Source organism: Pseudomonas cuatrocienegasensis (genome assembly GCF_900110925.1).
GTDB classification, from domain to species: Bacteria; Pseudomonadota; Gammaproteobacteria; order Pseudomonadales; family Pseudomonadaceae; genus Aquipseudomonas; species Aquipseudomonas cuatrocienegasensis.
In genome coordinates this window covers 502,300-514,591 of record NZ_FOFP01000001.1, presented here as the reverse complement: position 1 = coordinate 514,591, position 12,292 = coordinate 502,300, and the positions used below count along the sequence as shown (strand labels likewise).

14 protein-coding genes are annotated in these 12,292 nt (G+C 64.4%); 6 read left to right on the top strand and 8 right to left on the bottom strand.

The genetic code is table 11. From position 1 onward, the window contains the following. The first annotated feature begins 117 nt into the window (after positions 1-117). The 3 genes from BMW49_RS02450 to rhtA all read left to right on the top strand — a co-directional run bounded on the left by BMW49_RS02450 (position 118) and on the right by rhtA (position 2,248). Entirely contained in the window at positions 118-666 is a 549-nt protein-coding gene (locus BMW49_RS02450; protein ID WP_069516686.1) for a 3'-5' exonuclease, read from the top strand. A gap of 348 nt (positions 667-1,014) precedes the next feature. After that, positions 1,015-1,296: a pyrimidine/purine nucleoside phosphorylase gene (gene ppnP, locus BMW49_RS02445; protein ID WP_069516687.1), complete on the top strand. Its 282-nt coding sequence runs from the start codon at positions 1,015-1,017 to the stop codon at positions 1,294-1,296. A 73-nt stretch (positions 1,297-1,369) separates the two neighbouring features. Then, the gene (rhtA, locus tag BMW49_RS02440; RefSeq protein ID WP_069516688.1) at positions 1,370-2,248 is read left to right on the top strand and encodes a threonine/homoserine exporter RhtA; all 879 of its coding nucleotides are present in this window, start codon (positions 1,370-1,372) and stop codon (positions 2,246-2,248) included. On the opposite strand, the gene BMW49_RS02435 is transcribed toward rhtA, so the two are convergent. Genes BMW49_RS02435 through BMW49_RS02415 form a run of 5 tightly spaced genes read right to left on the bottom strand, consistent with a single transcriptional unit; the run spans position 2,245 to position 6,385 of the window. After that, positions 2,245-4,008 carry an ABC transporter transmembrane domain-containing protein gene (locus tag BMW49_RS02435; protein WP_069516689.1) on the bottom strand — a complete coding sequence of 588 codons (1,764 nt, stop codon included), beginning with the start codon at positions 4,006-4,008 and terminating at the stop codon, positions 2,245-2,247. The two genes, rhtA and BMW49_RS02435, sit on opposite strands and share 4 nt — an antisense overlap. Before the next feature lie 17 nt (positions 4,009-4,025). Further along, positions 4,026-4,223 (bottom strand): DoxX-like family protein, encoded by a 198-nt coding sequence (locus tag BMW49_RS02430; protein ID WP_244168298.1) that lies wholly within the window; start codon positions 4,221-4,223, stop codon positions 4,026-4,028. Between the two features lie 15 nt (positions 4,224-4,238). Beyond that, positions 4,239-4,673 (bottom strand): thiol-disulfide oxidoreductase DCC family protein, encoded by a 435-nt coding sequence (locus BMW49_RS02425; RefSeq protein ID WP_069516690.1) that lies wholly within the window; start codon positions 4,671-4,673, stop codon positions 4,239-4,241. Next, positions 4,670-5,260 carry a DUF1287 domain-containing protein gene (locus BMW49_RS02420; protein ID WP_069516691.1) on the bottom strand — a complete coding sequence of 197 codons (591 nt, stop codon included), beginning with the start codon at positions 5,258-5,260 and terminating at the stop codon, positions 4,670-4,672. Before BMW49_RS02420 ends, BMW49_RS02425 begins: the two co-directional genes overlap by 4 nt. A gap of 9 nt (positions 5,261-5,269) precedes the next feature. Further along, entirely contained in the window at positions 5,270-6,385 is a 1,116-nt protein-coding gene (locus tag BMW49_RS02415) for an ATP-NAD kinase family protein (RefSeq protein ID WP_069516947.1), read from the bottom strand. A 150-nt stretch (positions 6,386-6,535) separates the two neighbouring features. Between BMW49_RS02415 and BMW49_RS24760 the strand changes: the two genes are divergently transcribed. Further along, positions 6,536-6,703, top strand: a complete 168-nt coding sequence (locus tag BMW49_RS24760) for a PA1571 family protein (RefSeq protein ID WP_167362771.1) — start codon at positions 6,536-6,538, stop codon at positions 6,701-6,703. Positions 6,704-6,710: 7 nt separating this feature from the next. On the opposite strand, the gene pdxB is transcribed toward BMW49_RS24760, so the two are convergent. Beyond that, positions 6,711-7,856: a 4-phosphoerythronate dehydrogenase PdxB gene (pdxB, locus tag BMW49_RS02410; protein WP_069516692.1), complete on the bottom strand. Its 1,146-nt coding sequence runs from the start codon at positions 7,854-7,856 to the stop codon at positions 6,711-6,713. Between the two features lie 486 nt (positions 7,857-8,342). Here pdxB and BMW49_RS02405 point away from each other — a divergent pair, with 486 nt between their 5' ends. Together BMW49_RS02405 and BMW49_RS02400 are read left to right on the top strand one after the other, a co-directional pair. Then, on the top strand, positions 8,343-9,734 hold the full coding sequence (locus tag BMW49_RS02405; RefSeq protein WP_069516693.1) for an MATE family efflux transporter: 1,392 nt from the start codon (positions 8,343-8,345) through the stop codon (positions 9,732-9,734). Positions 9,735-9,799: 65 nt separating this feature from the next. Further along, positions 9,800-10,867 (top strand): DUF3080 domain-containing protein, encoded by a 1,068-nt coding sequence (locus tag BMW49_RS02400; protein ID WP_069516694.1) that lies wholly within the window; start codon positions 9,800-9,802, stop codon positions 10,865-10,867. A 3-nt stretch (positions 10,868-10,870) separates the two neighbouring features. On the opposite strand, the gene tusA is transcribed toward BMW49_RS02400, so the two are convergent. Both tusA and rlmM read right to left on the bottom strand, forming a co-directional pair. Then, on the bottom strand, positions 10,871-11,122 hold the full coding sequence (gene tusA / locus BMW49_RS02395) for a sulfurtransferase TusA (RefSeq protein WP_069516695.1): 252 nt from the start codon (positions 11,120-11,122) through the stop codon (positions 10,871-10,873). A gap of 69 nt (positions 11,123-11,191) precedes the next feature. Beyond that, on the bottom strand, positions 11,192-12,244 hold the full coding sequence (rlmM, locus tag BMW49_RS02390; RefSeq protein ID WP_069516696.1) for a 23S rRNA (cytidine(2498)-2'-O)-methyltransferase RlmM: 1,053 nt from the start codon (positions 12,242-12,244) through the stop codon (positions 11,192-11,194). Positions 12,245-12,292 lie beyond the last annotated feature (48 nt).

Below are 12,292 nucleotides of genomic sequence, written 5' to 3'. Positions count from 1 at the left end.
GGCTGTTGCCGTTTCGTCGCAAGCGGCATGATCTCTGCACCCGTAGCCCAGCATGCTCAACAGCGCTTTGCCTGATCCGCAAAGACTTACATACTGCCCCAGTGCAAAGGAGAGCCTATGGGACACTGGCTGGTAATCGATTTGGAAGCGACCACCGAAGACGGCGGCTGGCCGTTGACGGACATGGAGATCATCGAGATAGGCGCCTGCCTGGTGACCGCCGATGGCCGTGAGGTGGACCATTTCCAGCGTTTCGTGAAACCGCTGCGGCGCCCGCACCTGACCGCATTTTGCCGAGAACTGACCCACATCAGTCAGGCCAATATCGACAGCGCCGCTGCACTTACGACTGTCTGGCCACAATTTGAACAGTGGCTGGGGGTTCACGCACCGCGCCTGGTGGGCTGGAGCAGTTGGGGCGACTACGACCTCCAGCAACTGACACAGGACTGGCAGCGCCACCAATTGACCAGCCTGCTCGGCGAGCGCCCACACCTCAACCTCAAGCAAGCCTTCGCCACCGCGCGCCAGTTAGCTAAACCTGTGGGCTTGCACAGCGCCTTGCAGCTGGCCGGCCTGAGTTTTCAGGGCCAGCAGCACCGTGCTCTGAACGATGCACGCAATACAGCGCGGTTACTGCCGCTGGTATTGCCTCGGGTCTGTTGACGTTTCGTTCGCGGCCGCGCCGGAGCCAGTTTTAGCGCGAGGCAAGGCACGAGATGCGAAGTTTAGTGGGCTAAATGAGTCATCGAGAAACACAGCATCGCGCTAAAACGGGCCCGGCCCTGCGGGTTGCGCGGAAAATTTCGCCATGCGGTGTTGGAGGACTTGGCAAGGGAACAACCATTACCTGCGTCCTCCGCCTAGCGGAACGCCGCCCGGCCTGGCGAGATTTTTCGCAGCAACGCGGCTCGCGACGAAACGTCAACAGACCCTAGCTAAATGCAGATGACGACCGAGTGGGGCTTGGGCATACTTGCCCGTCTTTTTCAGCCCCTTAGCGAGGACTTGCAGATGTTCAAGGTCAACGAATACTTCGACGGCACCGTCAAATCCATCGCCTTCACCATGGCTGAAGGCCCGGCGACCCTGGGCGTCATGGCGCCCGGCGAATACGAGTTCGGAACCAGTCAGCTGGAAGTCATGCACGTGGTTGCAGGCGCCCTGACGGTCAAACTGCCGGGCAGCGAAAACTGGGATACCTACAGTGCTGGCAGCCAGTTCACCGTACCGGCCAACAGCAAGTTCCAGCTCAAGGTTGCCAGCGATACGGCCTATCTCTGCGAATACCGCTGAGTTTGCCCGCCCCAGAAAGCCGGCCGACAGGCCGGCTTTTTCGTTAAGGACGTAAATAGATCGGATTCCTTGCATGCCCAGCGTTCGCTCTGCCTCCATCCTTTTGCCCATTGCCCTGCTGCTGGTGGCCATGACCTCCATCCAGAGCGGCGCAGCCCTGGCCAAAGGGCTGTTCCCCCTGATTGGGCCGGAGGGCACGACTGCACTGCGCCTGGTGCTGGCAGCGCTGATCCTGGCGCTGGTAATGCGCCCTTGGCGAGCGCGATTGACCGGGGCCTCGTGCCGTTCACTGCTGGCCTATGGTTCGGCATTGGGCGGCATGAACCTGCTGTTCTACATGTCGCTCAAGACAGTACCACTGGGCATCGCCGTGGCCCTGGAGTTCACCGGCCCTCTGGCCCTGGCCCTGTTCGCCTCACGCCGGCTGATCGACTTCGTGTGGATTGTGCTGGCGGTGTTTGGTCTCTGGTTGCTGCTGCCCAGCGATGTCCACAGCACGCCACTGGACCCCATGGGCATGCTGCTGGCGTTGTCGGCGGGCTTGTGTTGGGCGCTGTACATCATCTTCGGACAAAAGGCGGGCGCCGAACACGGCGGCCATACCGTCGCCCTGGGCACCCTGGTCGCCGCCCTGCTGGTAGCGCCCATCGGGCTGTGGCAGGCCGGTACAGCGCTGTTCTCAGTGGATTTGCTGCCAGTGGCGGTGGCCGTCGCCATACTGTCCTCGGCCCTGCCCTACAGCCTGGAAATGATCGCCCTGACCCGCCTGCCCGCGCGCACTTTCAGCGTGCTGATGAGCATGGAGCCGGCCATCGCCGCGCTGTCGGGCCTGCTGTTTCTCAGTGAGCGCCTGTCATTCAATCAATGGCTGGCCATTGCCGCCATTATCGCCGCCTCGAGCGGCGCGGCAGCGACCCTGCGCGGCAAGGCCCAGCCCATCGTCCATGACTAGTCCGCAGCAAACTGCAACGCAGCCAATCGCGCGTACAGCGGACTGCTGATCAGCAGCTCGGCATGTCGCCCGATGGCCACCAGACGCCCCTGGTCGATCACCGCAATCCGATCGGCGCGCTTCACCGTAGCCAGGCGATGGGCGATCACCAGGGTGGTGCGGCCGGCCATCAACGAGGGCAGCGCCTGCTGGATCAGGTGCTCGCTTTCCGCATCCAGGGCGCTGGTCGCCTCGTCGAGCAGCAGCACCGGGGTATCGGCCAGTAGCGCACGGGCAATCGCTAGGCGTTGGCGCTGCCCGCCGGAAAGGCCGAGGCCACCATCACCCAGGTGAGTCTGGTAGCCCTGGGGCATGGCGACGATAAAGTCATGGGCGTGTGCCGCCCGCGCCGCAGCCTCCACCTCGGCCTGGCTGGCGCTGGGCCGGCCATAGCGAATGTTGTCTTCCACCGAGCCGAAGAACAGCGCGGGGTTTTGCGAAACCCAGGCAAACGCCCGGCGCAAGTCATGGGGATCGAGCTGCCGGATCGGCTCGCCGTCGAGCAGGATGCGCCCCTGCTGCGGGTCATAAAAGCGCAGCAACAACTCGAACAGCGTCGACTTGCCCGCCCCCGAGGGCCCAACCAGCGCCAGGGTTTCTCCCGGCTCAATCTGCAGATCAATCTGTGTCAACGCGGGCTGCCCGGGCCGCGAGGGGTAGGCAAAGCCGACCTGCTCGAAGGCAATGGCGCCGCGCACTGGATGCACCAGGCGGCGCAGATCATCCGCCGGGGCGGTGATCACACTGCGCGCCTGCAACAACTCGGCAATCCGCTCGGCGGCGCCAGCGGCACGTTGCAACTCGCCAATCACCTCGCTCAGGGTGCCGAAGGATGAGCCGACGATCAGGCTGTAGAAGACAAAAGCGGCCAGCTCACCACCGGATATACGCCCGGCGATCACGTCCATGCCACCCACCCAGAGCATCACCCCAACGGCACCCAGCACCAGGACAATCACCACGGTGATCAGCCAGGCGCGCTGGGCAATACGCTTGCGCGCAGTGTCGAATGCCGCCTCGGCGGACAGGGCAAAGCGCCGCACGTCTTCCGCCTGATGGTTGTACGCCTGCACGGTGCGGATCTGCCCAAGCGCTTCGCCAACATAGCTGCCGACATCCGCGACCCGGTCCTGACTCTGCCGCGACAGCGCGCGCACGCGCCGACCGAACAGCAGAATCGGCGCGACCACCAGGGGCAACGCGGCCAGCACGATGCCGCTGAGCTTGGGGTTGGTCACCATCAGCAGCACGCTGCCGCCGACCAGCATGATCAGGTTGCGCAGAGCCATCGACAACGACGAGCCGATCACCGACTGCAACAGCGTGGTATCGGCGGTCAGGCGCGATTGAATTTCCGAGCTGCGGTTATCTTCATAGAAGCCTGGATGCAGTTCGACCAGGTGATCGAAAACGCGCCGGCGAATATCGGCAACAAAGCGCTCACCCAGCCAGGACACCAGGTAAAAACGCGCGAAGGTGCCCAGCGCCAGGGCCAACACCAAGACGAAAAACAGCCCGATCGACTGGCGCAGCGCCGCTGGCGACTGGGTAGCCAGGCCCTGATCGACCAACAGCTTGATGCCCTGGCCCATGGACAGCGTGATCGCCGCGGTAAACAGCAGCGCCAGCAATGCGCCGAGCACACGCAAACGATACGGCGCGATAAAGCGCCAAGCCAGGCGCAAGGCACCACGCTGGCGGGAGGAAAGGATCGAAGACATGCTGTCTCGCTGCGGCGTTAGGAATCGGAAGATGTCGGCGCTTCGGCCAGCCAGGCCACAGCACAGAGTGCCAGTGCGGCCAGGTTGGTGGATAACGGATTGAACGCCTGAACCAACAGATGGGGGCTCAGCAGCAGTACATCAAGGAGCAGCAGAATCAATACCACACCTGCCAGCAACAATGGCCAGCGCCGGCTGCGCACGCCAACCAGCAACAGACCCTGCGCCGATCAGTCATGCAAAAAGCGCTCGGCGTGATCAGCGGTCGGCAGTAGACACTGCGAATGACGACCGAATAGCTGATAACGGTTCAGCGCAATGCGGTCGTAGCACCAGTCGCGCAGTGGCCTGGGGATAAAACGTAGCAAGGCCAGCATGCGCCAGGGCCCAGGCAGTTGCGCGAGGATGCGCAGTAGCGCATCAGATCGCACCAGCAGCTGACCGTCGTCGATCAATGCCATCGTATCGAAGCGCTCGGTGGGCAACCCTGCCCAGACCAACAGCGCCTGCCCCTGGGGCGACTGCACCGACGCAAGGCGGAAATGGCGGCGATTATCGTGACGGATCAAGAACCGCGCCCAGCCATTGCACAGCTTGCAAACGCCGTCGAACAGCACTACGGACTCGCCCGCGCGTAGGCCGGGTGGCAGATGTTGCTCGGTCATGTCTGGTTCCCTGCCTGCTGACTGGCATAGCGGTAATGGCCGATCACCCGGTAGACGAAGAGGATGTCCTCCTCTTGAGTACCCCGACCGATATTGTGCAGCACCAGCGGCACGCCCGAGGCGCTATGCCGGTCGCTAAGAATGCCGATATGGGTCAGGCCGCCGCCCAGGTCCCAGGCGACGATATCGCCAGCACGATAAGCGCCCGCCTCCCGCGCAATGGGCAGCGCCCAGCCTTGGCGTGTGAACCAGGTCATCAGGTTGGGAACCCGGCGGTGGTCGATATTGGTGTCGGGACGGCTTAGCCCCCAGTTCTTCGGGTAAGCAGCGAAATTACCGCGCATATCGCGGTGTACCGCCTCCTGCAGATCCAGCCCCTGCTGGCGCAGGGCGCGGATCACCACATCGGTGCACACCCCAGTTGCCAGTGGCACGTCACCAGCGGGATAGGCCAGGCGACGATAAGCCGGATCGTAGCCGAGGGTTACCCCCACCTGCTCGCGCGCCGCCAGCACCAGCTTGTCCGGCTCGATGGCCTGCGCGGCAAACGCCAGCAAGCCACCGAGCAACACCCAGATCATCCGCATCGCGACCTCCTATCGGCTCAGGGGATACAGCAGCTCTTCCTTATAGCCAGTCCACACCCGCACTGCATCGGGGAAGGCGTCGTCCAGCACTATCTCGCCGCTGTCCACCAGCAATGGCCGTCCCTCCAGGGTGCTCAGCTTGCGTTTGGTGGCCACCACCCGCAGACGCTCCAGGCCGATAGAGCGCAGTACACGCGGGCTGATCTGCTGATTACCACGGCCGATGATATGGCCCTGGCCGCCAATAGCCGTGACCAGCAGGTAACTCGGCGTGCCCGCGACCAGGGCGAACAGCTCAGCCTCACTGACGTCATGGGCAATCACCCGGCCATCCTCGACCACGTCGACGCCGAGCAGTGTGGTTTCCAGCCCCAGATTCTGCGCCAGGCCATGCAGGGTCGAGCCAGGGCCGAACACGTAGCGCACACCCGGCTGCCAATCCGCTTCCAGCCAGGCAGCGAGATCGGCCAGCACCAGTTCTTCGGACTCCACACCTCCTTGCTTGACCTGCTGCAGGTAGCCGCCTTCTTGCGGCACCGTCAGCTCACCGAACCAGCGCGAGGCGACCCGGCCGTCGCGCAGGGCCGCTTCATCCAGGTCGCGCACCTCACCGCTGGCCAGGCGCACCAGCCCACCCTCGACCAGCCGCCGGGTAAGCTCGCCAGCGGCACGCGGGCTGATGGCGTAGACCCCCGACTGGATCTTCACCCCGGCCGGAATGCCCAGCACCGGCTGACCTTCGCTTACCGCTTCGGCCACATCGCGGGCAGTGCCGTCACCGCCCGCGAACAGCAGCAACGCCACCCCGGCCTCCTGCAAACGCTGCACCGCCAGGCGCGTATCGCTGGCGTGGCTGACCGCACCTGCAGAGATGCCCAGCACCTCATGGGCAAAGCCCATTTCAGTCAGCAACTCCGCGCCCATGGCACCGGCGAAGGTGCGGAACAGCAAACGCTCACGCAGTGGCAGCAAGACCTCCAGCGCCGTGCGCGTACGCTCCGCCGCACGTGGCTCGACACCCGCTGCCAGCGCCGCCTCGGCCATACCGTCACTGCCCTTGAAACCGGCAGGGCCACCCACACCAGCCAGCGGGTTGACGATCAAGCCAATGTGAAACAACGGCATAAGCACCTCATTCGAAATCATCAGCCGTTCTTTTCAAGTCCCGGCTTTTTTTGGCACAGTGGCAAACCAATGCCCACCAGTACGCAGCCACCAGGCGGCTTATACGGGCATACGACATAGCAAAAAACGTCCCCCGCAGAGGATTAGCCCATGACCCCGTCCACTCCACCCACTGATAACTGGACCTCGCCCCTGCCCCCGGATGCCCCACTGGGCGGCGCGATCATCGACGAGCAGGGCCGCGAAATCCCTATCACCGAAGACATGGTGCAACGCGCCTGCAGTGAACTGGAGCAGGACGCGCCCGCAGCCGACTGACAGGCCGTCAATCAGCAATAGTGCACCGAGCGCCGAGAGCTTCAACCAGCGCCTGCAGCTTTGGCGACTGCCCCGCGAGTACCATATTCAGCCCGTCGGTCTCGCGGCGCATCGGGTAGTGCTTGCGCAAACGGTCGAATGCCGCACGCCGCTGCGCGTCATCCCCAACCAGGCTGCGACGAAAATCCGCATCGTCGCGCCGTGGGTCATACACCGCACGACACAGGGTGCTCAGCGCCCAGGCCGGATCAGCATCACCGCTGAGGCCGATCTCGCCGAGCCAGGGCGCAGGTAGCTCCGGCAACACCGGCGCAGGCTCGCCCAGCACCTCACAGTAAGCCTGCAGAATCTGCAATGTGCCGCGCAGCTTGCCGTCCAGGCTGTAGCCGGCAATATGCGGGGTCGCCAGTCGGCAGCGCGCGGCCAACTCAGGATCGGCCAGTGGCTCGCCCTCCCAGACATCCAGCACCGCACGCAGGTCGCTGCGCGCTTGCAGGGTGGCGCAGAGTGCCGGGTTATCGACTACCGCACCGCGGCTGGCATTGATCAGCCAGGCGCCTGGCCGCAGCCTTGCCAGTTGTTCGGCACCCAGCAGATGCCAGGTCGGCCAGGCGCCTTCACGGGTAAGTGGGGTGTGCAGGCTGATCACATCGCAGCTCGTCAGAATTTCCTCCAGCGCGACAAACGCCCCACCCTCAGCCGCCTGACGCGGCGGGTCACAGACCTTGACCGTCCAGCCCAGGCCTCGCAATACCTTGGCCAGGCGACTGCCGACCTGCCCGGCGCCGACAATCCCGTAAGTCCGTTCAGCCAGGTCGAGTCCTTCGTCTTCGGCCAAGACCAGCAAGCTGCCCAGCACATAGTCGACCACCCCCCGGGCGTTGCAGCCCGGCGCACTGGCCCAGGCGATGCCAGCCTGCTCCAGGTAGGCCAGATCCAGATGGTCCGTGCCGATGGTGCAGGTACCGACAAAGCGTACCTGGCTGCCTTCGAGTAGCGCCCGGTCAACCTGCGTCACCGAGCGCACCAGCAACACCTCGGCATCGCCCAGGGCGGCTCGGTCGATGGTACGACCGGGGTGCCGGCTGATACGGCCGAAGCGTGCGAAGCAGGCCTCGAGCAGGGGAATGTTTTCATCGGCGACAATGTGCATGGCAGGCTCCGTAATCCGGGCGATGATTCTAGGGTCTGTTCCCGTTTCGTCGCTAGCCGCGTTGCCGCGAAAAATTTCGCCAGGCCGGGCGGCGCTCCGCTAGGCGGAGGACGCAGGGAATGGACTCGCCGTCCACGTCGTTCCCTTGCCAAGTCCTCCAACAACGCATGGCGAGATTTTGCGCACAACCCATAGGGCCGGGCCCGTTTTAGCGCGATGCTGCGTTTCTCGATGGCTCATTTAGCCCACTACAAAAACGCCAGGAGCGTTTTTGCGCGTAGCCCCGAAGGGGTGAAGCACAGGGATGTGCTGAGCAAACCTCGCATCTCGTGCCTTGCCTCGCGCTAAAACTGGCTCCGGCGCGGCCGCGAACGAAACGGGAACAGACCCTAACGCCGCCAGCTGCGCCCATGGCTGCTTTGCATGCGCCGCTTTCCTGACCGGCGCGTCAGGGCGTAGACTTCGCGGTTTTCCGAGAGCACCCGGATGCCAGCCGCACTCCTCACCCGCCCAGCCCGCGTTCGCCAGGAGCTCAGCAGCCTGCTGCGCCTGGCCACGCCGATCATCATCGCCCAACTGGCCCACACCGCCATGGGCTTTGTCGACACCGTCATGGCCGGCCGTGTCAGCGCCCGCGATCTGGCCGCCGTGGCCCTGGGCAACTCGATCTGGGTGCCGGTGTTTCTGCTGATGACCGGCATCCTGCTGGCCACCACACCCAAGGTCGCGCAGCGCTTTGGCGCCGGCCAGCACGCCGAGATTGGCCCGCTGGTGCGCCAGGCACTGTGGCTGGCCCTGGCGGTCGGCATCGCCGCTGCCGCGTTGCTGTGGAATGCGCAGATCGTCCTGCAGGCAATGAATGTCGATCCCAGCCTGATCGAACCAGCCATGGGCTACCTACGGGCAGTGGCCTGTGGCTTCCCCGCGGTGGCGCTATATCACGTACTGCGCTGTTTCAGTGACGGTCTTGGCCATACCCGGCCGAGCATGGTCCTGGGCCTGTGCGGTTTGCTGCTGAACATCCCGCTCAACTACATCTTCATTTACGGCAAGCTCGGCCTGCCGGCCATGGGCGGTGTGGGTTGCGGCTGGGCGACCAGCCTGGTGATGATCTGCATGTTCCTCGGCATGCTCGGCTGGGTGAAATGGGCGCCGTACTATCGCCCCACGGCGCTGTTCAACCGTTTCGAGCGCCCGCAATGGGCGGTGATCCAGCGCCTGCTGGCGATTGGCGTGCCGATTGGCATCGCGGTATTCGCCGAATCGAGCATTTTCGCGGTGATCGCCCTGCTGATCGGCGGGCTGGGCGCATCGGTGGTGGCCGGTCACCAGATCGCCCTGAACTTCAGCTCCATGGTGTTTATGATCCCCTACTCACTGGGTATGGCGGCCACGGTACGGGTCGGCCAGGCCCTGGGCGCCGGCAACTACCGCCAGGCGCGTTTCGCCGCCGGCGTCAGTATGGGCGCGGCCCTGGGTTATGCCTGCCTGTCGGCCAGCCTGATGCTGCTATTGCGTGAACAGATCGCGCAGATCTACACCGCCGACCCGGTGGTGATCGCGCTGGCTTCCGGGTTGATCGTCTACTCGGCGCTGTTCCAGTTTTCCGACGCCATCCAGGTCACCGCCGCCGGCGCCCTACGCGGCTATCAGGACACCCGCATTACCATGCTTCTGACCCTGTTCGCTTACTGGGGCATCGGCCTGCCGGTGGGCTACGCCCTGGGCTTGTCCGACTGGCTCGGCGAACCGAGCGGCCCGAGCGGGTTATGGCAAGGCTTGGTGGTGGGCCTGACCTGTGCTGCCGTGATGCTCGCTATCCGCCTGGCCCGCAGCGCGAAAAAGCGTATTCGTCGCGGGCAGCGCCAGCCCGGCTGAAGGCGTTGACCAACGCCCAGCGTGCCGCAGTAGACTGGCCAACCCGTCACCTGCCTGGGAGCACCATGACCGCACGCCTGCTTATGCTTTGCGCTCTGCTGAGCCTCACCGCCTGCACGCCGAGTGATGATGGTCTGGCCTTGCAGGCCGACTATCTGCAGCGCCTGGGCAATGTTCTGGATAGCCCCAGCGCCGAAGCCTTCGACCTGACGCACGCGGGTATCTACCGCATGCCGCCACGCCGCGAACGCCTGCTTGAGGTGCCCGAGCTGCGTATCGGCTTGCTCGACCTGCTTATCGATGTGCGCCGCTGCGCCGACTTGCAGCAACTGATCAGCCAGCGCAACAGCCTGTTGGGCAAACAGTTGATGGCCAGCAGCCGCCTGGCCTACGAGGGTGACTTGCTGCGCGCCCTGGACAGCTGCATCGCCCGCCTGGATGGCAGTGACGACGCCGACCTGCGTACCCGCTTGAGCGACCTGGCCACGCAGAAGCGCGCGCAACTGCCGGCGGTGTTCTGGAATGCCTTCAATGGCAGCAACGAGGTCGAGCGCTACCTGCGTTTCAGCGCCCAGGCCTTGCCGGCCACCCCAGGGGAAGACGGTGCAGCACTGGACGCTCTGGAACAGCTCGCGGGCCTCGCACAGCGCTTGCCCGAGCAACTGCCGCCGCCAGCCGAGCAGCTTGAGCCGCTGTTCCAGGCCTTGCATGCCAGCGCCCAGGGCGGCGAACTAATCACCAGCCTGGCCAGCCTGCGCCATACCCTCGACCACGGCACGGCGCTGCTGCGCCAGCGCCTGGCCAATCGCCCACTCTGCCCGCAAGGCCTGCCCACCGAGCGCGGGCGCATCCTGCAGAACATCTTTGTGAAGTACTACGCCGGGCACCTGCAGCCCTACCTGAGCCAGGTGCACCAGCGCGGCGAGCGCTGGCAGCGGGCGGTACAACACCTGGCTGCGCAGGATGCACCGGCCGCGACCCATGACTACCTGCTGCGCCTGGCGGGTACCCAGGACTCGTTATGGCAGGCCTTTGTGACGGCCACCGGCGAGCATGTCAGCGCCTGGCAGGACAGCCTGCGCAGTTGCGGCCTGGCACCGGGCCAGGCCGGCTGGCCAGCGCCACAAGGTTGAGCCTCAATCGGCTTTTTTGCGGATCCAGTACAAATAGGTACCGTCCTGCTCAAGCTGCTCAAGCAACTCATGCCCCAGGAACACGCAGAACTTGGGAATATCGCGGCGGGTCGAGGGATCAGTGGCGATGACCTTGAGCAGGCCACCGGCAGGCAAGTCGCGCACGGTGTTGTGCAGCATCATCACCGGCTCCGGGCAGTTGAGCCCGCTGGCGTCGAGGGTGGCATCAAGGGCCGTGTCAGGGTGCAAAGGCATGGCTGGGCTCCAAAAGGGCCGGCTATTTTCACTCAAAGCCCGCGCCCTGGCCAACGGATCAAAAGGCGTTCAGCGTAAACGGCGCAGGTGACAGGTCACCTCTTCGCGGTCGTGGTAAAGCTGTTTGCAGGCGATCGAGACCTTGATCTTGCGCGCGGCAAAGCCATCTTCAAGGCGTTGCAGCAGGCGCCGCACCTCGGCGTAACGCTGCTTCATCGGCAGTTTCAGGTTGACCACCGCTTCGCGGCACAGCCCCTCGCCGATCCAGGTTTCCAGCAACGCCGCACTGCGCGCGGGCTTCTCGACGATGTCGCAGACCATCCAGTCCACCGGCTGCTTGGGCTTCCAGGTGAAACCATCGACCATCAGGTGCTGCACCAGACCGGTGTCCATCAGGCTTTCGGCCATCGGCCCGTTATCGATCGCGGTGACCAGCATGCCGCGCTTGACCAGTTGATAGGTCCAGCCACCTGGCGCGGCGCCCAGGTCGACGCCGGTCATCTCGCCCGACAGGCGCTCGTCCCACTGCTCACGGGGGATAAAGGTGTGCCAGGCTTCCTCCAGCTTGAGGGTCGAACGGCTCGGCGCCTCGCGGGGGAACTTCAGGCGCGGAATCCCCATCGGCCACAGCGCCGAATTACCGGGCGGCGCCACACCCAGGAACACCTCGCGGCCGCTCTTGAAGGTCAGTAGCAAGCGCAGCTTGGTTGGGTCCTCGACCAGCTTGCCGGCCTTACTCAGGGCATTGCGCAGGGGCGCCTCGAACTTTTTGCAGAAGTTCGACAGCTCCTTGCCCTCGTTGGTGTCCAGCACCTCAAGCCATAGGCTGCCGAATACCGGTGAATCCGCCAGATGAGCGAGCAGCACACTGATACGGTCCAGCTCCGGCAGGTCAATAAAGCCGCCCTGAGCCCACTGCCTGGCAAAAATCAATTGGTTGAAGCGCACCCCGCGCATCAGACGCTCGGCTTCACCGTCTTCGCTGCAGACGAACTCGGCACAGGCACTGGCCGGCCGGGCCTTGGCATAGCCAGAAACCTCAAGGCGCGCAGCGTGTTCGCTGATCTCCGCGCACACTTCATTCTCGAATCCGGGACGGCAATGCAGTAACAAGGTATTCATCAGGCTTCTCCTCAAGGCGCGCATCATAACGGCTTCGGGAACCCGGCG